Source organism: Daejeonella sp., from assembly GCF_017495225.1.
In the GTDB taxonomy this organism is placed as follows: Bacteria; Bacteroidota; Bacteroidia; order Sphingobacteriales; family Sphingobacteriaceae; genus Daejeonella.
In genome coordinates, this window is record NZ_JAFEIG010000011.1 from 46,084 (window position 1) to 70,088 (window position 24,005).

Below are 24,005 nucleotides of genomic sequence, written 5' to 3' on the forward strand. Positions count from 1 at the left end.
AATTTCTTAATGTTTAGACAAAAAACACATTTGGACAGGTCGCGACCTGTCCTATTTCAAAAAAATAAAAATCATTCCAACACGAAAATTTTGCGTCACTGCGTTTTTGCATGATTTTATATTCTGTGTCTCCCAAAGACGCTAAGTCGTAGAGATATAATACTCCTAACGACTGGTACGGTGACAACACCGACCAGAGGATGAACTGTATTGAGATGTGAGATATCGCGCGTAGGGGCAGGCCGCGACCTGTCCTCTTAAAATGATATCGACAGAGAAATAAAAACCATTAAGGAATTAAGAAAAATTAAGATTTTAGATGTGGAATGTCCTATCTCACATCTAATGTCTCATATCTAACGTCTCAAATCTCAAATCTAATGTCTCAAATCTCATATCTCACATCTCAAATCTAATGTCTCAAATCTCACATCTCATATCTCATATCTCACATCTTTCACCGACAATTTACCCCCATTTACCGAGAACTACAATGAGCTTGCCTATTTTATATATGACATTCAAAAAAATGAGCCTATTTTTGTATTAAACTAAGACCATGAAAAATCAGATTCGTCCGAACCAACAATCAGATAAGGCACTCTTCGGAATGACCCTTGTTCTTTTAGGAATTATTCTTCTATTAAGATCCCTTGATATTTTATTTATCTCATCTTGGATAATTAGCTGGCCAGTTTTTCTAATTGCTATAGGTGTATTGATAGGTAAGCGAAAAGGATTCAGCAAACCAGTTGCATTTATGCCAATCATAATTGGAGTAATATTTCTATTCGGTGAAATTAACCCCGATTTTGATTCCGACCGACTTTTCTGGCCGGCAATGATTATTACATTAGGTTTTTGGCTGATTTTAGGTCGTAGAAAACAATTCCAAATCGAAGAAAAACCAAGTCCGATAATCTTAGATCCAATCAGTCCAGAACCCATTCAAGAGCCTGTAAATCAGGAAAATACAAGCAAATCATCTTATTTAGGAGACCGTATCGATTCGACCTCAATATTCGGAGGAATTAAAAAGAATGTGGTGTCCAAAAATTTTCAAGGTGGTGATATTTTAAACTTTTTTGGCGGCACTGAAATCAATTTATTGCAGGCAGACCTTCAAGGAATAGTAAAGATTAATGTGGTGCAGATATTTGGCGGGACTAAAATAATTGTCCCAGCAAATTGGGTTGTACAGTCGGAAATGATTGCTATCATGGGAGGCATCGAAGATAAACGTCCTCCACAATTAAATGCCAGTACCGATAAAGTATTGATCATTCAGGGAACCTCCATATTCGCTGGTATCGATATTAAAAGCTATTAATTAGCTGCAATTCATAAACCTTGATTAAAAAACAATTTGCCGCACAGTAGCCATTATGGAAAAAACTACGGGATTACTTATTTCAAAAAGCAAGATAATTCTCATTGTTTCTCAATGCATGGTGGCTTGTATTCTATCGCAGGCAGCCATTTTACTTTGGTTTGGCTTTAGCCTTCGGACTTCTTTTATTGATAGCACCATTAGCATTTGCCTACTCACTATTGCTTGCTATTTAATGAGTAATAACCTTCAGTATTACAGACCTGAAAAAAATCGCTATTTATTAATACTTTTTTATTGCGCCATTTTGGCAAGTCTTTGGCTTTTTCTAAACAATTGGACACTAAATCAACTGATTTTAAATGATTTTAAATATTCCATATTTTTATTCGAATCATTGCCTATTCGATTTTTCATCGGATTATTAATCATTGGTTTGATGGCCATGATTAGCATTGTTTGGTTCACACAAATTGATCAGAAAGAGACAGAAAAAAGAAAATTAGAAGCCGAAAGCCTCGCCAAAGAGGCAGAATTATATAATTTAAGGCAACAATTACAACCGCACTTTCTTTTTAATAGCCTTAATTCAATTACTGCGCTTATTGGCAGCCGACCAGAAGAAGCACGTAAAATGATTCATCAATTATCTGATTTTTTACGCGGAACTCTTAAAAAAGAAGATCAACAGCCCGTTTCATTAATGGCCGAGCTGGAGCATTTGCAACTGTATCTAGATATTGAAAAAGTACGATTTGGACATCGCCTATCCACAGAAATATCCTATAATGATAGCTGTAAGGACATGAAACTTCCACCAATGCTATTACAACCCATTGTAGAGAATGCAATTAAATTCGGGCTCTACGACACTACAGGCGTGGTTACGATAAGTATTTTCGCTGAATGTACTGAAAATGAGCTACATATAACCGTTCAAAATCCTTTTGATCAAAATACGGCAAAGCCGGTGCAGGGGACTGGTTTCGGACTAAGTGGTGTAAAGCGAAGGTTATATTTATTATTTGGTAGAACAGATTTGATAGAAACAAGGCCATATAAGCATATATTTACAAGCATAGTAAAAATACCTCAGACACAATTATGAGAGTGATTTTAATTGATGACGAACCACTGGCTCGTACAATAGTAAAAGAATATTTAAAGAACTGGCCAGAGCTAGAAATCGTTCAGGAATGTAATGATGGTTTTGAAGGTGTTAAAGCTATTGCTCAATTCAAACCCGATTTGATATTTTTAGACATTCAAATGCCTAAAATCAATGGTTTTGAGATGCTCGAGCTTATTGAACAAGCACCTTCTGTGATATTTACTACCGCCTTTGATGAATTTGCTATCAAAGCCTTTGAAGAACATGCAGTAGATTATCTCCTAAAACCATTTACTAGAGAGCGTTTTGATAAGGCCGTACAAAAATGGTTGGATCAAGAACAAAAAACCCTTGTCAACCAAACTTCAAAAGAACAATTTGCAAATCTCCAAACAGCATTCCCTAAAAATGATCGAATTGTAGTTAAAACGGGCAATAAAATTAAAATCATTCCACTAAGCGATGTTTTATTCCTAGAGGCAGATGATGATTACGTAAAAATACACACCCCCGAAGGCTCCTTCCTTAAAAATAAAACCTTAACTCATTTTGAAAAACTATTGGGTGAAAGCAATTTTGTGAGGGTTCATCGATCATTCATCGTTAAAATCAACGAAATTACAAGAATAGACCCCTATGAAAAGGATTCACACCTAGCCATTTTAAAAACAGGTGAAAAAATCCCTGTTAGTAAAACTGGTTTTCCTAAATTAAGACAAGCGCTCGGATTGTAATCCTTAAGATAATTGTTTAATTTAAAAGATATATTATTTCGATTTATATATCGAAACTTAAAAGAACCTTCCAAGCATCTGCCACATTTCCTTTTTCAAGCAGGGATTTAGCGTATTGGTGTAATTCACGTGCTCTTGTCCGATTATCGCCAATGGTAGCATTTAAAATTTGGCGCAATTCAGAATCAAACTGAAATTCTTCAATTTCTTTATCTGTTGGTAGGGTTTCCACATTGCCCAACTGACCTAAATTATTTCCTGTGAGGATATCTGAATTTCTAATTGCTGAAGGGATTGAATCTACACCAATTCCGAGCGTTCGTACAGGCTTCTCCACTTTAAAAAGATTATCGGAGTTAACACGACAATACCAATCGCTACCCAAACGGGCAACAAGATCTATTTTTTCTTGATCAATTTTACCGCTCTCATCAAGGATATCCTCCTGAATATGAATGAGTTTTATCTCAGCCAAAACTAAATTTCCGGCACCTGCCTCATTGCCTAAGCTAATCACCTCTCGCACTATACATTCCATTTGGACTGGCGATTCGGCAACTCTTGGTGGCTTTACAAGCTCTGAAGCTAATTCTGTAAATCCCGCCTTTATAAACTCATTGGTCCCTTTTGGATACTCCACACTCGCCAAGGAAGTCTGCTGCACCATATCATAATTCACAATATTGATCACACATTCAGGCACTTCCAATACATTTTCAAGGCTATGCTTTGTGGTATTGTCGCGAACACGCCTTGCCGGAGAAAAAATACAAATGGGCGGATTTGTACTGAACATATTGAAAAAACTAAAGGGACTCAAATTCACGTTTCCTTCTTTGTCGATCGTAGAGACAAAACAAATAGGGCGAGGCGCAATGGCATACTGCAAATAATTTTGCAGCTCGGCAGTTTTTAAATCAGAAACCTTAATGCTGAGCATATAATTTAGCTATTCAATTTTTTCAACTTTAAAATCGACCAATCGCTATCAACTTTTCGAATGGTATTGGTTAATCTACCTAAACCGGTAATTTCCATTTCAACAATATCCCCATCTTGCAACCACTGTGGTTTAAAATTAGGATCATTCAGCAGACCAGTCCCGTTTAGCTCCAGAAAACAGCCCGTACCAACGGTCCCAGACCCAATAACATCCCCAGGCAATACATCCACACCATAAGAGCAACGCTCAATAATTTCGGCAAATGTCCAATCCATATCGCCCATCGAACCCGAAGAAACTTCCACACCATTTACCCAACACTTCATGTCGAGGGCATAAGAATTGCCGGTATGACCAGCCTTTGCGGGTATTTTATAAGCTTCAAGCTCATCGGGGGTAACTAACCAGGGACCGATAACTGTGGAGAAATCTTTACCTTTTGCAGGGCCTAAATTGAGAAGCATTTCCTCCATTTGAAGGGTGCGCGCACTCATATCATTCATAATCATGTAGCCAGCGATATAATCATCCGCTTCCGAAGCTTTGATATTTCTACCTTTTTTGCCGATTACAATAGAGGCTTCAAGCTCAAAATCAAGCTTTTCAAAATGATCGGGCATACATTCAATATCGCCAACACCCTGAATGGCATTATGATTAGTGAAATAAAATATCGGATATTGATCAAATTCAGGAATCATGTCAACCCTACGGTTTCTACGCGCCGAAGCCACATGTTGCCTAAAAGCATAACCATCTCTACATGATGTTGGATGAGGTACAGGAGCTAAAATCTCAAAGAAAATCTCCTCTTTGGCTGTCATTTCGCCCGACTTAATTTTTCGATCTACATTTTTTGCACGATCCATCAATTCCTCACCGCCATTCAAGAATTCATTCATCGAATCGGGAATGAGCTTATCACAAGAATTTAGATTATAAATATGGCCCTTAACGAACAATCCTAAATGCTCTCGGTCTTCGGTTTTGTAGGAAACTAATTTCATATCGTTTATAATTTGGTTGTAGCTAGCCAAAATTACAGAATTTTGACTTGATGGATGAATTTCAAGCCAAATAAAATTTCGAATAAGACAAATTCATGATAAAAATTAACATAAAGAAAACATTACCTTTGTACTAACCAATTATAAAACAATAAATTCTAATTTATGCCTATTTATCATACTTTAGGATCTATTCCTCACAAACGTCATACTGTCTTCCGTAAGCCGGATGGTGCACTGTATGCTGAGGAATTGGTCTCAACTGAAGGCTTCTCTAGCCTATATTCGCTTGTTTATCATTGCCACCCTCCAACAATTGTGAAGGAATTGGGCGAGCCTTATTCTGTGGAACCAAAAATTGCTAGAGAAAAGCATTTAAAACATACCAGCCTTATCGGATTTAAGATTAAGCCTGAAGATGATTACCTAGAGAGCCGCAAGCCTGTTTTAGTGAATAGCGACCTTCATATTTCATTGGCTGCACCGCGACACTCCATGACTGATTATTTTTATAAAAACAGTCAGGCAGATGAAGTGATTTTTATCCACGAAGGTAGCGGAACCTTAAAAACAGGCTTCGGAAAAATTCCTTTTGAGTATGGCGATTATTTGGTTATCCCACGTGGTACCATTTATCAATTGGAGTTCAATACCGAAGATAACCGCCTCTTCATCATCGAAAGTTTTAGTCCGATACGCACCCCAAAAAGATACCGCAACCAATGGGGACAGTTAATGGAGCATTCTCCATTCTGCGAGCGCGATATCAAGAGACCGCAAAACTTAGAAACGATAGATCAAAAAGGAGATTTTAAAATTCTGATCAAGAAACAAGGATTGATTTACCCTTATATTTATGGCACACACCCATTCGATTTTATCGGCTGGGATGGATTCCACTATCCTTGGGCATTCTCCATTCATGATTTTGAACCGATCACAGGTAGAGTGCATCAACCACCACCGGTACATCAAACATTTGAAGGGCATAATTTTGTGATTTGCTCCTTCGTGCCAAGAAAATACGACTATCATCCGCAGGCTATTCCTGCCCCATACAATCACAGCAATGTGGATAGCGACGAGGTTTTATATTATGTTGATGGCGATTTCATGAGTCGCAAGAGTGTGGTAAAAGGACAAATAACCCTACATCCAGGCGGAATACCACATGGACCGCATCCAGGAACGGTAGAAAAATCAATTGGCAAAGAAAAAACGGAAGAATTAGCCGTGATGATTGATCCTTTCAAGCCATTGATGCTCACAGATTATGCCATCAACATAGAGGATGAAAACTACCATAAAAGCTGGCAAGAGAATTCATAATTTCAATTTTAGGGAAAATGCAAGCCATAATATTTGGCTAGCAATGTAGATTCAAAAAAGACATGAAAACAGAAACAGTTGAAAAAAATACGCAAGAAATAGATTTTCTTCCATTAAAAGGGACCGATTATATTGAATTATATGTAGGAAATGCCAAGCAGGCAGCACATTTCTATAAAACAGCCTTTGGATTTCAGAGTTTGGCCTATGCCGGACCAGAAACTGGGGTTAAAGACCGTGCTTCCTATGTGCTTGTTCAAGAAAAAATAAGATTAGTTTTAACCACACCATTATATCCAAATCATCCAATTTCTGAGCAATTAACCAAGCATGGCGATGGCGTAAAAATTATTGCACTGTGGGTTGACGATGCCTATGATGCTTATAATCAGACCACTACAAGAGGTGCTGAAAGCTATATGGAACCGCAAACTTTAGAAGATGAACACGGAACATTACGCATGAGCGGTATCTATACCTACGGCGAAACTGTGCATTTATTCATCGACCGTTCCAATTATAATGGTCCATTTATGCCTGGCTATAAAAAGTGGGAAAGCCATTATAACCCAGAGCCAACCGGCCTACTTTATGTAGATCATTGTGTAGGGAATGTGGGATGGAACCAAATGGATAAATGGGTTAAATTTTATGAAGAAGTTATGGGCTTTCGTAACATTCTAACCTTTGACGATAAGCAAATCTCGACTGAGTATTCGGCTTTGATGAGCAAGGTAATGAGCAATGGAAACGGCTATGTAAAATTCCCAATCAATGAACCTGCAGAAGGTAAAAAGAGGTCTCAAGTGGAAGAATACCTTGATTTTTATGGAGATGAAGGAGTGCAACACATTGCTATCGCCACCAATAATATTGTAGATACCGTTACAAAACTACAAGATCGTGGTATCGAATTCCTGAAAGTCCCAACCACCTATTACGACACTTTAGAAGCACGCGTTGGTAAGATCGAAGAAGATATTGAGCCCCTTAAAAATTTGGGTATTTTAGTCGACCGCGACGAAGAAGGCTACCTTTTACAGATTTTCACCAAGCCTGTTGAAGATCGCCCGACCTTATTTTTTGAAATTATTCAGCGTAAGGGAGCTAGATCATTTGGTGCCGGAAATTTTAAAGCACTATTTGAGGCCTTGGAGCGTGAGCAAGAATTAAGAGGTAATTTATAATTCTAATATTGTTGCTAGAATGGATCTTTAACCCATAATTATGGTGATGAAGATCCATTTTTTATTAATTAGCCATGGGATATCAACTATTACCATCAATTGGAAAATACTGACAATCAATGTATTTTGATATTTCATTTCTATAAAAGACACAAAATAATATCTTTGTTAAAAATTAATCATTTTGAAAAAACGTATTGCCATTTTTGCTTCCGGATCAGGGTCGAATGCTCAAAAAATTTTGGAGTTTTTTAAAAAACACCCAGAAGCGGAGGTCGCCTTAATTCTTAGCAATAATCCTGAGGCTTACGTTTTGCAGAGAGCAGATAATTTTGAAGTCCCATCACATATTTTCGATAAGCAAGAATTTTATAAAAGCGACGAGATTGTAAGCCTTTTAAAAAATCTACAAATCGACCTGATAGTACTTGCCGGCTTTTTATGGTTAATTCCTGAAAACCTAATTTCCGCATTCCCGAACCGAATTATCAATATCCACCCTGCCCTACTCCCCAAATATGGCGGTAAAGGCATGTATGGCGATAAAGTCCATAAAGCAGTATTAAATGCCGGCGAAGAAGAATCTGGAATCACCATCCATTATGTAAATGAACATTTTGATGAGGGAGAAATGATTCATCAATCGCGATTTAAAATCGAAAAAGGAGATGATTTAGAAATGATCAAATTCAAGGGACAACAATTGGAGCATTTACATTATCCAAAAGTGGTGGAGCAAATCCTGAAAAAGATTAAAAACAAGAATTAATTTTTTGAAAAAAGCAGCCCTTTTTTGCTAAATCCTTAACGTCAAATCCATCAAAAAACCTTATCTTTGCGGCTTTATAACCTTTATCTAAATGAGTCAGACCGTAAAGATCAAAAACGCCTTAATTTCAGTTTATTACAAAGATAATCTAGAGCCCTTAATCAAGCAATTGCACCAAGATGGAGTAGTTTTTTATTCTACGGGTGGGACAGAAAAGTTTATCCGTGATTTAGGAATTGACGTTATTGCCGTTGAAGATTTAACCGGTTATCCATCCATTCTTGGCGGTCGCGTAAAGACCTTACACCCTAAAGTATTTGGTGGAATCTTAAACCGCAGAGATCATCAAGAAGATCAGGCTCAAATTGCTCAGTATGAAATTCCGCAAATCGATTTAGTGATTGTTGACCTCTACCCTTTCGAAGAAACATTAGCATCGGGAGCAACAGAAGAAGAAATCATTGAAAAAATAGATATTGGTGGTATTTCATTGATTCGTGCCGCTGCAAAAAACTACAATGATGTGGTAATTATCGCATCGAAAGACGATTATACCACATTAGGCAACATTTTAAGCGAAAACAATGGCTCAACTACATTGAGTCAGCGTAAATCTTTTGCACGTCAAGCATTTAATGTTTCATCTCATTACGATACCGCAATATTCAATTATTTTAATCAGGAAGATCCAATCAGCGTATTCAAATACAGTGAGCAAAAAGCAATGAGTCTTCGTTATGGAGAAAATCCGCATCAAAAAGGAGTTTTCTATGGCAATTTAGACAATATGTTTGAAAAGCTTAACGGTAAAGAGCTATCCTACAATAATTTAGTAGATGTGGATGCAGCTGTTGCATTAATTGATGAATTTGAAGACCCTACATTTGCCATTTTAAAACATACCAATGCTTGTGGCATCGCATCTTGTGATACCATTTTAGAAGCTTGGAATGCGGCACTAGCATGCGACCCAGTTTCTGCATTTGGTGGTGTATTAATCTGCAACCGTGAAATAAATGAAGAAACAGCCAAAGAGATAAACAATTTATTCTTTGAGGTTTTAATTGCACCCTCATTTGATGAGCAAGCAAAACAGATATTATGTGGGAAAAAGAACCGCATCCTATTAAAAAGAAATGAGGTTGAGCTACCTAAAAAACAGTTCAAAACTCTCTTGAATGGCATCATTGAGCAAGATAAGGATCTAGTGATGGAAAAGCCAGATCAAATGGTGGCAGTTACCGCGCTGAAACCAAATGCGCAACAATTGAAAGATTTAGAATTCGCAAATAAGATTGTTAAACATACCAAATCAAATACCATTGTGCTTGCAAAAAATGGATGCTTGATTGCTAGTGGAGTGGGACAAACATCACGTGTTGATGCCTTGCAACAAGCACTAGTAAAGGCCAAAGCATTTAATTTTAGTGTGGAAGGCAGTGTAATGGCATCCGATGCATTCTTCCCCTTCCCTGATTGCGTGGAAATAGCTGCCGATGCAGGAGTTGTCATGGTTTTACAACCAGGTGGTTCAATAAAAGATCAAGAATCTATTGATATGGCAAACCAAAAAGGTATTGGCATGGTGACCACAGGAGTTAGACATTTCAAACATTAATAGATTTATCAAAAAAAGAATGATTAACATCTAGATAACAATCATTCATAAAAAGAGTTTATATTAGCATACATTTCAAAATAATAATAAATACAAAATGGGATTATTTAATTGGTTTACACAAGAAATTGCCATCGACTTAGGCACCGCAAATACGCTTATTATTCATAATGATAAAGTTGTAGTTGATGAACCATCAATTGTTGCATTTGACCGTACCACCAACAAGGTTATTGCCATTGGCAAGCAAGCCATGCAAATGGAAGGCAAAACCCATGATAATATACATACAGTTAGACCATTGAAAGATGGTGTAATTGCTGATTTCAATGCTGCTGAATACATGATTCGTGGTATGATAAAAATGATCAATAATGGCAAAGGGTGGTTTTTCCCTTCTTTACGTATGGTTATTTGTATCCCTTCAGGTATCACAGAAGTTGAGAAAAGAGCTGTGCGCGACTCTGCCGAAATTGCCGGAGCAAAAGAAGTTTACCTTATTCATGAACCAATGGCCGCTGCAGTAGGTATTGGTATTGACGTGGAAGAACCAATGGGTAATATGATTATCGATATTGGTGGTGGAACAACCGAAATTGCCGTTATTGCCCTTTCTGGAATTGTTTGTGATCAATCTATTCGTGTGGCTGGAGATAATTTCGATAGTGATATTGTTCAGTATATTCGTAGACAACACAATATTATGATTGGCGACCGTACCGCAGAGAAAATCAAAATCGAAGTAGGTGCTGCATTACCTGAGCTTACAGATCCACCTGCTGATTTCGCCGTTCAAGGTCGTGATTTAATGACTGGTGTTCCTAAGCAAATTACAGTTTCTTATACTGAAATTGCACATTGCCTAGATAAATCCATCTCAAAAATTGAAGAAGCTATCTTGAAAGCACTAGAGATGACTCCCCCTGAACTTTCAGCTGATATCTACCAAACAGGTATTTACTTAACTGGTGGTGGTGCGTTATTACGCGGACTAGACAAAAGAATTTCGTCAAAAACTAAGCTTCCTGTTCATGTTGCCGAAGATCCATTGCGCGCAGTTGTACGCGGAACTGGTATCGCATTGAAAAATATTGGAAACTTTAAATTCTTAATGCAATAAGAAATTAAATATCTTTTGAATTAATTTATTTAATTCAAAAGATATTATTTAAAGCTATGAACGTTATATGTCACTTTTTACAGGATTCAAGCCCATATTTGTAGGATAACACATGCGTAACATTTGGCTATTTTTTCTTAAGCACAATGCATTTTTTCTGCTGGTTTTTTATTTTTTAATATCGCTATCCCTGCTTATTAAAAACAATTCTTTTCAGCGAGCTAGTGTATGGAATTCTTCCAACAAAATGGTGGGCTCTGCTTATGAGCAAGTGAATGAAGTAAAAGGTTATCTCTCACTTAGAAGCATCAATGATAGTCTGGCAGCAGAAAATGCGCTCTTGAGAAATCAATTAGCCTCTTCATTCAAAAGCGATAGCTTAAAACAGGTAACGGTCCGTGATAGCACCCTAAAACAGCAATACACCTATACCCTAGCCAAGGTTATCAATAACTCCATTCATCAAAAGAATAATTATTTGACTATAGATCGCGGGACTAAACACGGCATTGCAAAGGGCATGGGTGTTACATCTGCTAAAGGTATTGTAGGAATTGTCTTAAATGTGAGTCCAGATTTCGCTACCATACGTTCCATTCTACATAGCGAAACTAAAGTGAGCGCACAAGTTAATGGAAACATAGGTTCTTTAGTCTGGGGGGAAGGTAATAACGACTCCCGATATGTTTATTTGAAAGATATTCAGAGTCATTTGATTATAAAGAAGGGAGATAGAGTAGTTACATCCGAATTTTCATTATTCCCTGAAGGAACCAATATCGGTTATGTGGTTGAAAACAGAAAAAAAGGTGGTGATGGCGAAATGGACATCAAAGTAAAGCTAGATACAGATTTTTCGACTTTACAATATGTTTATGTGATAAATAATCTGCTATCTGCTCAACAAATTGCTTTAGAATCTCAAAATAAAATTGAATAATGGGACGAGTAGTAATCATTAACTTCATTCGCTTTTTTCTACTAATTGCCACTCAGGTATTTTTGTTGAAAAACATTGGCTATTACAACCTCAGCATCCCCTATTTATACATCCTTTTTATACTTCTACTTCCCTTTGGAATTCCGAATTGGCTTTTATTTTTCTTGGCATTTTCTACAGGAATAACAATTGATGTATTTTATGATACTTTGGGATTAAATGCTGCTGCATGCACGGTTATGGCCTTTATCAGAATCATTTATATCAGCATAACGGTACAGCGCGATGGATTTGACAATGAACCAGAACCAAGCTTGGGCGCTATGGGATTTAGATGGTTTATTTTCTACTCCACTATACTCACTATTTCTCATCATTTTATCCTTTTCACATTCGAAAATTTTAAGTTTGGTGAATTAGGATATACCCTCATTAGAGTATTATTAAGCTCTATTTTTACAGTTACACTCATTTTAATTAGCGAATTTGCATTCTTTAGCAAAAAAACACGTTAATCTATTTTGTCTTAGCAATATTCGCATACAATTTCTTTTGTACTTTTGTAAAAGAATTATACAATTTTCTTAAAAGATTGAAATTGTATGAGAATATTTAAATCTAAAATTAGAGAAACACAACATATAATTTCCTAAAGGTTAATGAATAGTTTTTTTGCCCGAAAGTATGTAGTCCAAGGAATATTCATTGTAATCATCCTTATTTTACTTAGCCGACTGTTTTACATTCAGGTAATAAGCGACGAATATTTTCTTTCGGCAGAAAACAATGTCATCCGAAGATTACCCATCTATCCTGCTCGAGGAGTAATTTTAGATCGTAATAACAAAATCCTTACTCAGAACGAACCTGTTTACGATCTGATGCTTATCCCCCGCGAGGTAAAAGCTTTTGACACTTTAAAATTTTGCGAATTAATAGGAATCGACAAAAAGGGATTTGATAAACGCTTCAAAAAGGCAAAGAATTATTCTCCTTATAAAGCCTCCATTTTCGAGAAGCAATTATCGGTACAAACTTATGCCTCATTTCAGGAGAAGCTTAGTGAATTTCCAGGCTTTTATGTCCAAAAAAGAACGGTAAGAAGGTATCCCGATAGTATTGCGGCGCATTTTCTTGGTTATATTGGCGAGGTAAATCAAAAAGTAATCGAAAAATCTAAAGGCTTTTATAGTCAGTCGGATTATCATGGCATTACAGGCATTGAACGCTCTTATGAAGAATTATTGAGAGGCCAACGAGGTGTATCAAACTTCATGGTGGATGCTTTAAACAGACCTCAAGGAAAATATGCAGAGGGCAAATATGATACTGTGGCCGTTTCAGGAGATAATTTAATATCCTCATTAGACAAAGACCTTCAAAAGTTTGGTGAGCAATTGATGCAAAATAAAATCGGTAGCGTTGTTGCCATCGAACCCGCTACAGGCGAAATTTTATCCTTTGTTAGCAGTCCCGGTTACGACCCCAATTTAATGGTTGGCCGTCAGAGAGGCAATAATTATATGGAGCTGCTTAATGACCCATACAAGCCCATGTTTGTTAGGCCCATACAAGCAGAATATCCACCAGGATCAATTTTTAAGCTTGTAAATGCGCTAATTGCTCAGCAATACGGATTGATTAATGAAAATACGGTCTTTTCCTGCCCTGGAGGCTATCGATATGGCCGTAAGGGATTTATGGGCTGCACACACGTTCATGGTGCTGTAGACCTTAGAAAGTCTATCTCTGAGTCTTGTAATACTTATTATGGCTATGCCTACAGTCGTATGATTGATTTTGCCGGCATGCGCCCTGTAAATGCCTTTAAAAGATGGCGGAATTCTGTTTCGGCCTTTGGAGTTGGTTCTAAACTTGGAATTGACTTGCCAGGAGAACGCGATGGACTTTTACCAAGTGATGAACTTTATACTAAGCGATTTAAAAGTGATCGCTGGGGATCAGCCTTTACCATTTCGCTTTCCATTGGTCAGGGGGAGCTCGGAATTACACCGCTACAGATGGCGAATATTGCAGCTATTGTGGCTAATCGAGGTTTTTTCTATAAACCACATCTTATAAAAGCTATTGGAGAAAAGAAAATCATCAAAGAAGAGTTTGTTAAGAAAAACGATGCAGGAATCAAGCCTCAGTATTTTAAAACTGTAATTGATGGCATGAGCGATGTGGTAAACCAGCCCAATGGTACAGCATGGTATTCAAAAATTGTGGATATTGAGATGTGTGGTAAAACAGGTACCGTTCAAAATCCTCATGGTAAAGATCACTCGGTATTTATAGCCTTTGCTCCGCGCGATAATCCTAAAATAGCTATCGCCGTAGTAGTAGAAAATGCAGGATACGGTGCTACATGGTCGGCACCAATTGCCAGCCTCATGGTAGAAAAATATATTAAAAAGAGCATTAGCAGGCCCCAAATTTATGTAGATCGTATTCTTGAAGCAAACTTATTACCTGGCGCAGCGGTTAAAAGCAAGCCTAAGACTAAAATAGCAAGCGATAGCATTGCCGCTAAACAAACAAATACGCCCAAAAACGATAATGTAAAAAATGAATAATCAAAGAAGCCTATTTTTCAATGTCGATTGGCCCATTATCTTGACTTATATCACGCTATGCATTATTGGCTGGTTCAATATTCATGCTGCAGTTTATGATCCCTCGAATCCCAGCATCATTGATCTAGACACCAATTATGGTAAGCAGTTCTTTTTCATTATTTCGGCTTTCATAATCGGATTGGCTATTTTACTGCTCGATAGCCGATTTTTTAATACATTTTCACCAATTTTTTATGGGATAACCATCCTGCTACTGATTTTAGTGCTCATAATCGGCCGGAATGTGGGTGGTAACCAAGCATGGATTCCTATTGGTAGTTTCCGACTTCAACCCTCCGAATTTGCGAAATTTGCAACCTGCCTAATGTTGGCTAGATACTTAAGCTCTGGAACCATAAAAATTCAGGATATTAAAACACAGCTTTTTGCTGCTTTCATCATTCTTATTCCTACAGCGCTCATACTCCTACAACCCGATGCTGGTTCTGCACTAACATTCAGCTCTTTGATATTGGTTTTATATCGTGAGGGGCTTTCGGGTTATTTCTTGCTTATTGAAGGATTAGCCATCATTCTTTTCGTTTTGACAGTACTTTACAATAAATATTTAGTCCTTGCAGGTGTTTTAGTAGCGGCAGGAACTTGGGTCTATTTCAACCGAAAAAGCCAAAATATGATTAAAGTGACAGGCTGGGGCGTACTTTTTTCGGTACTTTTTATCTTTTCGGTAGATTTTGCCTACAATAAAATACTAAAACCGCATCAAAGAAATAGAATTGACCTGATTCTAGGGAAAGTTGATGATCCACGCGGAATTGGCTATAACCTCAATCAATCAAAAATTGCAATTGGCTCTGGCGGACTATGGGGCAAAGGTTATCTTCAAGGAACACAAACAAAATACGATTTTGTGCCTGAGCAGAGTACCGATTTCATTTTTTGTACTGTAGGTGAAGAATGGGGATTTGCAGGAAGCTTTATGGTGGTGATTCTCTACCTCTTCCTCCTCATGAGAATTGTTAATATCGCAGAGCGACAAAGATCATCCATGTCGCGCATTTATGGCTATGGAGTGGCATCCATCCTATTTTTCCATATTTTCATAAATATTGGAATGACCATCGGATTAATCCCAGTAATTGGAATACCACTGCCATTTTTAAGCTATGGAGGTTCTTCGCTATGGAGTTTTACGATTTTATTATTTATTCTACTCAAATTCGACTCTAATCGAATGGGAATTAATTAGAAAATCGGCGATTTAAAATTTCGTAGAATTTATCAGCAACATCCTGCTTTTCAGCCCAATTATTCTTAATAGCATAATTTTGCTTCAAGAAATTATCGGCAGCATCAAAGTTATCAAAACGATTGATAAGCTCTATCGCTTCGCTATAAGCTAAACTATAACCGTTAAAAAGATCACGCACAAATTGAAGTTTATCATTTAAGCTGATTAAACTCTTTAAATCTTTTACTTGCCTTTGGTTAAACTGCCCTGAGACAGTATTTTGAGAGGTTTGAGCAGAAAGCATCTCATTTAAAGTAAGTGATGGAGCCTCTTGTTCGGTCGCCTTAACTGGAGACTCATTTTCAATAGGCTTGACCTCCTCTTTTGGCTTTTCAATTTGTGAAACAATCGGCTTGAAAGAAACTTCAGGTATAAACTCTTCCTCAGGAATGGTTTTCAATCTTGTTTTCTCATCAATCACCCGCATCTCTTCTTCGGTTAAAGGTCGGTCAAAAAGCTCCTCTGCCGACTTATCCTCAAATTCAAACGTTTCGATCAGGTCATCCTGAATTTCTAATTTCCATTCAGGAATTTTAATCTCTATTTTTCCCTCTTCAAAAGCCTCAATTTCCTGAGCTTCAATCGTAAAATTGTGCACCACAGGCATTTGCTCTTCTTCTGGCTCTGGCTCAGGAACAATAGGTTTTGAAATAACAGGTTCTGAAACTATAGGTTTTGAAACTATAGGCGCTGAAACCTGTGTAGATTCAGCATTTAGCTTCAAAAGAATTGAAATATGATCGGAAAGAAAATCAGCATTTGCAGCAAAAAGTTCAAGCTCCAAATCATTTAAATGATCTGCATTTTTGGAAAGGTATTCAAATTGTTCGTTGAGCTCAGAAATAATACCAGCAACTCTATTAAAAATCTCTCTCTTATTCATCATTATTACAACATGTTTTTGGGTCTCAAAAATGCCTCCAATGGGCTTTGGGTTAAATAGATTGGTTCAAATATAAGCACATTTATCCTAAATAGGTATTAATATTAAAAGCGCTTAGTCCTCAATCTGCAAGAAATTTCGGATATTAGCGCAAAGAAAAACAGGGAAAATAGCATGTTATTTAGTGAGCAAAATTTTAAACGTAGAAATGAACTTGGTGGAAGCATTGAAGTAATTTGTGGATCTATGTTTTCCGGAAAAACGGAAGAACTAATCCGAAGACTTCGTCGCGCACAAATTGCCAAGTTGAACGTTGAAATTTTTAAACCTAAAACAGACACCCGCTACGATGAAAACTCAGTCGTTTCGCACGACCAAAACTCTATTCACTCCACCCCCGTTGAAAATGCCGCATCCATACTTCTATTAGGCGCAAATACAGAAGTTGTAGGAATCGACGAAGCCCAGTTTTTTGACGACGAACTGCCCGATGTATGCAATAAACTGGCAAACCGTGGCATTCGTGTGATAATTGCCGGATTGGATATGGATTATCTTGGAAATCCTTTCGGTCCGATGCCTGCCCTCATGTCGATTGCCGAAATAGTAACAAAAGTACATGCAGTTTGTTTGCAATGTGGCGGACCAGCAACTTATTCGTTCCGGACTTCCAGCAGTGAGGCGAAAATACTTCTTGGTGAAAAAGAAAGCTATGAACCGCGTTGTAGGACATGCTATAATAGCGTAGGCTAGAATTATCTCACAAACCCATCTTTTCAAATTTCTTGCGCTATTCTTTTCAATGAAATTAATTTCATTACTGAAAACTTAGGGATCCAAATATTACGTATATCAAAATAAAATTTCTTGTTTTAAATTATTACAAGCTATTGTTACCTTATTTTATATTTGATAAATCTTGACTCCACAATAATGAAAAATACGTTTAAAGTGCTATCTACCATTCTCTTCATTGTGGTTATTGCTGCCAGTTGTAGAAAAAATACTAGCGAAATTGATGCAGTATTAAGCTTTCCTGCTATAAAAGCGGCATTTGGAGGAAATATTGATTTAAATAATCTGAGTAATTATGCGGGGCAAAGCAAACCACCTTATATTGTTAAAGATAATACAGGTGCAAATCCAATAGTTAATGCAAAAGCAACTCTAGGAAGGGTTCTTTTTTATGATAAAAATCTAAGTATAAACAATTCAATTTCATGCTCCAGTTGCCACAAACAGGAATTTGCATTTAGTGATACCGCTTTAGTAAGTAGCGGCATTCTTGGGGGTGTCACTACAAGACATTCCATGAGATTGGTTAATTCAAGATTTGCAGTAGAGCAAAAATTTTTCTGGGATGAACGAGCAGCAAGCCTAGAACTACAAACTACCCAACCGATTGCAGATCATTTAGAAATGGGTTTCAGTGGGCAGAATGGCCGACCAGCCCTTAGTACCTTATTAAGTAAATTACAGGGAATTAGTTATTATAATGAACTTTTTAAATTCGCATACAATGATGTGACTGTCACTGAAGCGCGTTTACAAGAGTCTTTAGCACAGTTTATCAGAAGTATTCAATCATTTGATTCCAAATATGACGCAGGAAGAGCATTGGTTGCTAATGGCAATCAAAATTTCCCGAATTTTACTGCAGAAGAAAATTTGGGGAAAAATATATTTACAAACCCACCAGTTTTTGATGCAAATTCAATGAGAATTTCAGGTGGTGCAGGTTGCAATGGCTGTCACAATGCACCAGAGTTTGATATTGATCCCAACACTCGCAATAATGGAATTATTGGAGTGATAAATAGCACAAACAGAGACCTAAGCGTTACTCGTGCTCCTTCCTTAAGAGACTTAACCAGGGTTGGCGGAAAAGTTAATGGTCCGATGATGCATACCGGAGCAAACCGAACCTTAAGGGCAGTGCTTAACCACTATAATACCATAAACTTAAACCAAAATCAGAATCCAAATCTAGATCCAAGGTTGGCACCTAACAGAATAGGTCAGAATTTAAACCTTAGTGAAACTGAAATAAATGCACTCATCGCATTTTTACAAACACTTTCAGGAACAAACGTTTATGTTGATAAAAAATGGAGTGATCCTTTTCTATAAAATTGGAAGATTAAGGCAAGATTAATTTTATCGAGAAATAATCATTTTCAATGATTTCTCTTTGCCTCCATAAAGCATTTTATAGATATAAATACCAGGAGATAAATCGCTTAAATTAGGGCTAATGGTATGGAAACCTCTCGTAGTCAATCCATTATATAATTCCCTAACAGACTGTCCGACTGAATTATACAATTGAATAGAAACCATTCCCTCTACAGCCACACCAAACTCAATGGTACTTAAATTAATTGCTGGGTTGGGATAATTTTGCTTGAGTATAAATCCAGCAGCAGTAAGCTCATTTAGTTCCTTATATAATTCATCGTATTTTTTCTGAGCCGCAGCTGCAGATGCTTGTAAATCAGTGAGATTATCGCCTGCCAACAAGGCAAAAGCCACCTTCACCGAACCGTTCGGAGGAATATTAAATGGTCCGTTGCCCGAAACAAACATCACATCATAACCATTTGCAGAATTTTCGCCTAAACTTGTCGACTTAATACCACTTGATAAAGTAGAAAATTTCTCTGAAATGCTGAAGCCACTACCCGTCTCCAGTGGGTCGCCCACCACTTGATATGACATAGGATAATAAATCGGTCTGCCAGTGGTAGTCAGTTGCTTAACACCTGCATAAGGAGTAGCACCAAACTTACCATAAACATATCCCAAACGATTAAAAACATCATATTGAGTAACATCCCTTCCATTGGCATCCACATCCCAATCCGTAAAAAGTCCCAAATAGATGCCATTTAAAGCTGTAAAACTTGTATTCTTAAGCTCATATTCGGCGAGGATATATTTATCATCTGGGGACTTAGAATAGGCTCTAATAGTGTTTTTAACGGAAATATTAATGGGTTTGGGACTTGCAGAATCATCAAACTCACTTTGGCCAAAGAAAGCCACATCAACCGCATCATTTTCAAAGACCTTAATTTTCTTAAGAAAATGTTCATCGGCACTCCCCAAGTCATTTCTTGTATTATTTGATACTTGGGATGAAGAAGCACCGATCATCAATGAGGCTTCATACAATAAAGGATCATTTTTATAGATAAAACCTAAACCCTTTTCGGCATTGGCATCACTAAATCCAATACGACCGATGCTTGTCATGCTGCTAGAAACCTGATTTACCTCAATATTTAGGTAGTCAAGTGCAACATTAATTTGAAACTTTTCTTGATCAGTATATGGATTTGATGCAGTATAAGTAATGGTAAATTCAACAAGCTCATTTTCAGTGATTGTTGGTTTTAGATACACTCGGAAAGGGCCAACCATTCTTTTAATCTCTGAGGTGGCCATATTACCGACGGCAAGTTCTTGATCTAAAATTTGAATATTGGGATTGCTGGAGCTCAATTTAGCTATCACTGCGCTTGCTGGTGATAAAATATTCTTGAGGTCGAAAAATAGACGCAAGGTATCCTCTGCTGGTCGGGAGCCATTGGCCTTATCCAAAATAGTCAATTTTTGATTACGAATGGCAGGTCTAGTATCCGAAACGGCACGAAAAACATTCAAGCGACCTCTACCCAATTTCCCAGCAAAACTAGGGTTTAAGGCATCAATATTATCTGCGGTAGCCAATAACTGTTCACGCACCTGCACCATATCAAAAAGAGGAAAACGTGCTTTCACCAGTGCGGCGGCACTTGAAACGATGGGAGCAGATAAGGAAGTCCCGCGACTAAAGCCGTATCGATTTGCATTGGCAGTGCTAAACACATCGCCAGGAGCTAGGATAGAAATCGTGCTTCCATAATTAGAATAACTTGCTTTACGGTCGCTAGCATCTACTGCCGCCACCCCTAGCACTCCTGGGTAACTTGCAGGGAAACTAGGTGTAGTACTATTTTCATTTCCTGCGGCAGCAATTACAAGGCTCCCACGCGAAATGGCATAATTGATAATATCCTGACCGAAAGAACCCCCTCCTGGACCGCCCCATGAACAATTAATAATATGTGCCCCATTATCAGCAGCATATTTAATGCCCTCATAACCCCTATAAATTGCCTTCCCATTATTATCAGCACCAGCCTTAACAATCATTAATTTGGCATTAAAAGCAACACTCGAAATACCAAGTCCGTTGTTAGAAACCGCCGATGCAACACCACTCACGCGCACCCCATGATCGGTACTATCACTCTTCACATCCGGATCATTATCCTCTATGGGATTGCTTCCGCTAAGGCCCACCAAATCCTTCCCAGGCAAAATAATATTGGCCTTGAGATCCACATGGTCTAGATCTGAACCCGAATCAACAATGGCAATAATTGAATTTGAGGAGTTCCGAATGATATCCCAAGCCTGATCTGCCTTAACCTGACGTAAAAAATTCTGATTAGAGAGGTAAAATGGATCATTTGGGACAAAGTCTGTCGAATAAATATAGCTGGGCTCCGCATACTCGACCTTAGGATCTAAAAGTAGTTCGTTTATAAGCTCAACAATATTTTTCTTCGAGGAATAATTAAGCTCATAAATTCGATTTAAACCGATGCTATCCGCCTTTGGCGAATTATTGAATTCTGGATTAGCTTTTGTTTGCAAAGCATCCTGAAAAAGAGCTTTGAAAGTATTTATATTGGCTGACTTCAATTTCAAATCTTTCACACTAAAGCTTTGAATAGTTGAACGAAGCTCAGAGTCAGACTTGGCTTCCTTAAATTTGACGATAATGGTATTAGGAAGGTAATTCTTGGAGCTTACACCAATTGGCAAAGTAAATTTCCGTGGCTGAATAGACTTAGGATCATCATTCCCAAATGAAGAAAAAGCAGCGAAAAAAAAGAATAGCAGAAATACAGCTCTCATAAAGGAATATTTACAAAAATACTAAAATATAGCGATATTTTCATTAAAACCGGATCAATACGAATTAAATCGAATTTTTATTAATTGTAAATTAATATTTTAAATTAGAACAGTCAATTGATTTCAATCCATTGCAAAAAAGATTATTTAGCAGTCTCTCATTGACGAACCATTTACCGTTCACGTGGGTACAGAACAGGAATAAATTCTTGCCTTAAAATATGGCTCTTTTCTGTATTTACCAGTATAGAACTATTTACCAGTCCCATCGGGACGACCCATCTTGTAGCAATGGATTTCAATCCATTGCAATAAATAAAATCAATCAGTTGAAAATTTATTACATTACAATTTAACGTCATTTATATTGATTTTTATAACATTGATTAACCCTCGCAATGGCATGGTGCTTAAAACATTAAGAAATTAAGGGTCTTAAGAAAGATTGGTTTTCATGAAAGAGGACAGGTCGCGACCTGTCCCTACGAGCGATCTCATATCTCATATCTCAAGTCACGACCTGTCTCAAAATTTGGTTTAATTTTAAAACATTAAGAAATTAACGGTATTAAGAAAGAACAATTGGTTTTCATGAAAGAGGACAGGTCGCGACCTGTCCCTACGAGCGATCTCAAATCTCATATCTCACATCTAATATCTCAATACTACCTACTAACTACTATTTTCCCTATTTTTATTCCAAATCCCAAACTCATGAAAAAATTACTCATTCTCTTAATCTTCATTCATCAGCTTGCCATTGCGCAAAAGAATCCCAAGGAAAGTCCCAATTTGATCGTCATTACCACCGATGGTTTGAGGTGGCAGGAAGTGTTTAATGGCGTGGATAAAGACATTTTGACCAGCAAAAGTGTGAATAAGAGCGATAGCGCAGCCATTGCTAAGAACTATTCGGCGGTTAATCCCCAAGAAAGTAGAAAGAAATTAATGCCTTTTTTATGGTCGAGCGTGCAGGAAAAGGGCATGATTTTCGGAAATAGAAATCTAAATAGTCTGGCGGAAGTGGCTAACCCCTACTGGTTTTCCTATCCCGGATATAGCGAATTGCTGACGGGTTATGTGGATACTTTAATCAATACGAACGACTATAAACCAAATCCGCATACAAATTTATTTGCCTTTTTAAACAAGCAGAATGCTTACAAAGGAAAAGTAGCTGCTTTTGGAGCTTGGAATGCCTTCAACCGTATTTTGAATGAAGAAAAGTCAGGTTTTCCGGTTATCAATGCTTTTGAGCCTTTAAATAGTATTTTGAAAGATGAGCTGAGTAATCAAATTTCTGCCATGTTAAAAGACAGTTATAAGCCTTTCCATGAGGTGGAATGTTTGGATGTATTTACTCATTATCAGGCGCTTCACTATTTGAAATCTCAGAAGCCTAAGGCGATGTATATCTCTTATGGCGAGACGGATGAATGGGCGCATCATGATAAATATGCGAATTATTTGGATGCCGCACATCAAGTGGATCAATGGATTGGCGATATCTGGACTTGGGTGCAAAACACTCCGGGATACAAGGATAATACTTATATTTTAATTGCTACGGATCATGGCAGAGGTTGGAGAAATGAGTGGACAAGCCATGGTGCTAGTATCAAGGATGCCAATTATGTTTGGTTTGCATTAATGGGTCCGAATTTAGCTAGCAAAGGTAAATTAGGAGAGCAGGAAGGTGGAGATAAGATTTTTCAGAAGCAGTTGGCGGCAAGTATGTTGGAATTGATGGGGTTGGAATTTAGGGTGGAGCATGAGGTTGGGGTTGGGATTTTCCGGTAGAGGCACACGGCCGTGTGTCTCCTATCATCCCATTTCAAACACAATTATCCGTTTCAATGAAAATTAAATGAAAATCTGGGTGGATGAAATAAAATAAACTGGGGATTGAATTGATGGTTGGAAAAGACACACGACCGTGTTTCTCTACGTATTTCGGGCTAATTATGCGTTTTAATTGGATAAATGGATGGATGGTAGAGACACACGGCCGTGTGTCTCTACCGTGCAAAAATGCCAATTTCACCAAATAAAAAAGCCCCAGATCTACATCTGAGGCTTTTTGTACCCAGCGCCGGAATCGAACCGGCACAGTTTCCTATCGGTGTTTGAGACCGACGCGTCTACCAGTTCCGCCAGCTGGGCATTTTAATTGGCTTGGTTTTGGATCACCAA

General features: G+C 37.6%; 19 protein-coding genes and 1 tRNA gene. 15 read left to right on the forward strand and 5 right to left on the reverse strand.

Features of this window, described 5'->3' with window-relative positions; all coding sequences use genetic code 11:
• Positions 1 to 559 precede the first annotated feature (559 nt).
• From QZ136_RS04310 to QZ136_RS04320, 3 genes are read left to right on the forward strand one after another with little or no spacing between them, the layout of a single operon-like run.
• Positions 560 to 1,330 (forward strand): DUF5668 domain-containing protein, encoded by a 771-nt coding sequence (locus QZ136_RS04310; RefSeq protein WP_291400730.1) that lies wholly within the window; start codon positions 560 to 562, stop codon positions 1,328 to 1,330.
• 55 nt (positions 1,331 to 1,385) lie between these two features.
• The gene (locus QZ136_RS04315; protein ID WP_291400732.1) at positions 1,386 to 2,438 is read left to right on the forward strand and encodes a histidine kinase; all 1,053 of its coding nucleotides are present in this window, start codon (positions 1,386 to 1,388) and stop codon (positions 2,436 to 2,438) included.
• Complete coding sequence (locus QZ136_RS04320) at positions 2,432 to 3,175, forward strand: LytTR family transcriptional regulator DNA-binding domain-containing protein (RefSeq protein ID WP_291400861.1); 744 nt, start codon at positions 2,432 to 2,434, stop codon at positions 3,173 to 3,175. The genes QZ136_RS04315 and QZ136_RS04320 overlap by 7 nt, the downstream gene beginning before the upstream one ends.
• A gap of 43 nt (positions 3,176 to 3,218) precedes the next feature.
• On the opposite strand, the gene QZ136_RS04325 is transcribed toward QZ136_RS04320, so the two are convergent.
• Together QZ136_RS04325 and QZ136_RS04330 are read right to left on the reverse strand one after the other, a co-directional pair.
• A complete protein-coding gene (locus QZ136_RS04325; RefSeq protein WP_291400734.1) occupies positions 3,219 to 4,115 on the reverse strand; it encodes a flavin reductase family protein in 897 nt (298 codons plus the stop codon).
• 5 nt (positions 4,116 to 4,120) lie between these two features.
• Positions 4,121 to 5,125, reverse strand: coding sequence for a fumarylacetoacetate hydrolase family protein (locus QZ136_RS04330; RefSeq protein ID WP_291400736.1), 1,005 nt, complete (start codon positions 5,123 to 5,125; stop codon positions 4,121 to 4,123).
• 165 nt (positions 5,126 to 5,290) lie between these two features.
• Between QZ136_RS04330 and QZ136_RS04335 the strand changes: the two genes are divergently transcribed.
• From QZ136_RS04335 to rodA, 9 genes are all read left to right on the forward strand, one after another.
• A complete protein-coding gene (locus QZ136_RS04335; RefSeq protein ID WP_291400738.1) occupies positions 5,291 to 6,454 on the forward strand; it encodes a homogentisate 1,2-dioxygenase in 1,164 nt (387 codons plus the stop codon).
• Positions 6,455 to 6,516: 62 nt separating this feature from the next.
• Positions 6,517 to 7,641: a 4-hydroxyphenylpyruvate dioxygenase gene (gene hppD / locus QZ136_RS04340; protein ID WP_291400740.1), complete on the forward strand. Its 1,125-nt coding sequence runs from the start codon at positions 6,517 to 6,519 to the stop codon at positions 7,639 to 7,641.
• A gap of 184 nt (positions 7,642 to 7,825) precedes the next feature.
• On the forward strand, positions 7,826 to 8,410 hold the full coding sequence (gene purN / locus QZ136_RS04345; RefSeq protein WP_291400742.1) for a phosphoribosylglycinamide formyltransferase: 585 nt from the start codon (positions 7,826 to 7,828) through the stop codon (positions 8,408 to 8,410).
• Between the two features lie 91 nt (positions 8,411 to 8,501).
• A complete protein-coding gene (gene purH / locus QZ136_RS04350; protein ID WP_291400744.1) occupies positions 8,502 to 10,028 on the forward strand; it encodes a bifunctional phosphoribosylaminoimidazolecarboxamide formyltransferase/IMP cyclohydrolase in 1,527 nt (508 codons plus the stop codon).
• Positions 10,029 to 10,125: 97 nt separating this feature from the next.
• The gene (locus tag QZ136_RS04355; protein ID WP_291400746.1) at positions 10,126 to 11,148 is read left to right on the forward strand and encodes a rod shape-determining protein; all 1,023 of its coding nucleotides are present in this window, start codon (positions 10,126 to 10,128) and stop codon (positions 11,146 to 11,148) included.
• A gap of 112 nt (positions 11,149 to 11,260) precedes the next feature.
• Positions 11,261 to 12,088 carry a rod shape-determining protein MreC gene (mreC, locus tag QZ136_RS04360; RefSeq protein ID WP_291400748.1) on the forward strand — a complete coding sequence of 276 codons (828 nt, stop codon included), beginning with the start codon at positions 11,261 to 11,263 and terminating at the stop codon, positions 12,086 to 12,088.
• Positions 12,088 to 12,603, forward strand: a complete 516-nt coding sequence (locus tag QZ136_RS04365; protein ID WP_291400751.1) for a rod shape-determining protein MreD — start codon at positions 12,088 to 12,090, stop codon at positions 12,601 to 12,603. The genes mreC and QZ136_RS04365 overlap by 1 nt, the downstream gene beginning before the upstream one ends.
• A gap of 144 nt (positions 12,604 to 12,747) precedes the next feature.
• On the forward strand, positions 12,748 to 14,667 hold the full coding sequence (gene mrdA, locus QZ136_RS04370; protein WP_291400753.1) for a penicillin-binding protein 2: 1,920 nt from the start codon (positions 12,748 to 12,750) through the stop codon (positions 14,665 to 14,667).
• Positions 14,660 to 15,919: a rod shape-determining protein RodA gene (gene rodA, locus QZ136_RS04375; RefSeq protein WP_291400755.1), complete on the forward strand. Its 1,260-nt coding sequence runs from the start codon at positions 14,660 to 14,662 to the stop codon at positions 15,917 to 15,919. The genes mrdA and rodA overlap by 8 nt, the downstream gene beginning before the upstream one ends.
• Here the strand turns inward: rodA and QZ136_RS04380 are convergent.
• A complete protein-coding gene (locus QZ136_RS04380) occupies positions 15,912 to 16,847 on the reverse strand; it encodes a hypothetical protein (RefSeq protein ID WP_291400757.1) in 936 nt (311 codons plus the stop codon). The two genes, rodA and QZ136_RS04380, sit on opposite strands and share 8 nt — an antisense overlap.
• A gap of 171 nt (positions 16,848 to 17,018) precedes the next feature.
• Between QZ136_RS04380 and QZ136_RS04385 the strand changes: the two genes are divergently transcribed.
• Both QZ136_RS04385 and QZ136_RS04390 read left to right on the forward strand, forming a co-directional pair.
• Positions 17,019 to 17,597: a thymidine kinase gene (locus QZ136_RS04385; RefSeq protein WP_291400759.1), complete on the forward strand. Its 579-nt coding sequence runs from the start codon at positions 17,019 to 17,021 to the stop codon at positions 17,595 to 17,597.
• 180 nt (positions 17,598 to 17,777) lie between these two features.
• A complete protein-coding gene (locus QZ136_RS04390) occupies positions 17,778 to 18,974 on the forward strand; it encodes a cytochrome c peroxidase (protein WP_291400761.1) in 1,197 nt (398 codons plus the stop codon).
• Positions 18,975 to 19,001: 27 nt separating this feature from the next.
• Here QZ136_RS04390 and QZ136_RS04395 read toward each other — a convergent pair whose 3' ends face one another.
• Complete coding sequence (locus QZ136_RS04395) at positions 19,002 to 21,812, reverse strand: S8 family serine peptidase (protein ID WP_291400763.1); 2,811 nt, start codon at positions 21,810 to 21,812, stop codon at positions 19,002 to 19,004.
• A gap of 714 nt (positions 21,813 to 22,526) precedes the next feature.
• Here QZ136_RS04395 and QZ136_RS04400 point away from each other — a divergent pair.
• On the forward strand, positions 22,527 to 23,612 hold the full coding sequence (locus QZ136_RS04400; RefSeq protein ID WP_291400765.1) for a phosphoglyceromutase: 1,086 nt from the start codon (positions 22,527 to 22,529) through the stop codon (positions 23,610 to 23,612).
• A gap of 283 nt (positions 23,613 to 23,895) precedes the next feature.
• Here the strand turns inward: QZ136_RS04400 and QZ136_RS04405 are convergent.
• Positions 23,896 to 23,975, reverse strand: a tRNA-Leu gene (locus tag QZ136_RS04405).
• Positions 23,976 to 24,005 lie beyond the last annotated feature (30 nt).

Coding starts and splice junctions, on each gene's coding strand:
- QZ136_RS04310 (WP_291400730.1), top strand. CDS start 560: ATGAAAAATCAGATTCGTCCGAACCAACAATCAGATAAGGCACTCTTC.
- QZ136_RS04315 (WP_291400732.1), top strand. CDS start 1,386: ATGGAAAAAACTACGGGATTACTTATTTCAAAAAGCAAGATAATTCTC.
- QZ136_RS04325 (WP_291400734.1), bottom strand. CDS start 4,115: ATGCTCAGCATTAAGGTTTCTGATTTAAAAACTGCCGAGCTGCAAAAT.
- QZ136_RS04330 (WP_291400736.1), bottom strand. CDS start 5,125: ATGAAATTAGTTTCCTACAAAACCGAAGACCGAGAGCATTTAGGATTG.
- QZ136_RS04335 (WP_291400738.1), top strand. CDS start 5,291: ATGCCTATTTATCATACTTTAGGATCTATTCCTCACAAACGTCATACT.
- hppD (WP_291400740.1), top strand. CDS start 6,517: ATGAAAACAGAAACAGTTGAAAAAAATACGCAAGAAATAGATTTTCTT.
- purH (WP_291400744.1), top strand. CDS start 8,502: ATGAGTCAGACCGTAAAGATCAAAAACGCCTTAATTTCAGTTTATTAC.
- QZ136_RS04355 (WP_291400746.1), top strand. CDS start 10,126: ATGGGATTATTTAATTGGTTTACACAAGAAATTGCCATCGACTTAGGC.
- mreC (WP_291400748.1), top strand. CDS start 11,261: ATGCGTAACATTTGGCTATTTTTTCTTAAGCACAATGCATTTTTTCTG.
- QZ136_RS04365 (WP_291400751.1), top strand. CDS start 12,088: ATGGGACGAGTAGTAATCATTAACTTCATTCGCTTTTTTCTACTAATT.
- mrdA (WP_291400753.1), top strand. CDS start 12,748: ATGAATAGTTTTTTTGCCCGAAAGTATGTAGTCCAAGGAATATTCATT.
- rodA (WP_291400755.1), top strand. CDS start 14,660: ATGAATAATCAAAGAAGCCTATTTTTCAATGTCGATTGGCCCATTATC.
- QZ136_RS04380 (WP_291400757.1), bottom strand. CDS start 16,847: ATGATGAATAAGAGAGAGATTTTTAATAGAGTTGCTGGTATTATTTCT.
- QZ136_RS04385 (WP_291400759.1), top strand. CDS start 17,019: ATGTTATTTAGTGAGCAAAATTTTAAACGTAGAAATGAACTTGGTGGA.
- QZ136_RS04390 (WP_291400761.1), top strand. CDS start 17,778: ATGAAAAATACGTTTAAAGTGCTATCTACCATTCTCTTCATTGTGGTT.
- QZ136_RS04395 (WP_291400763.1), bottom strand. CDS start 21,812: ATGAGAGCTGTATTTCTGCTATTCTTTTTTTTCGCTGCTTTTTCTTCA.
- QZ136_RS04400 (WP_291400765.1), top strand. CDS start 22,527: ATGAAAAAATTACTCATTCTCTTAATCTTCATTCATCAGCTTGCCATT.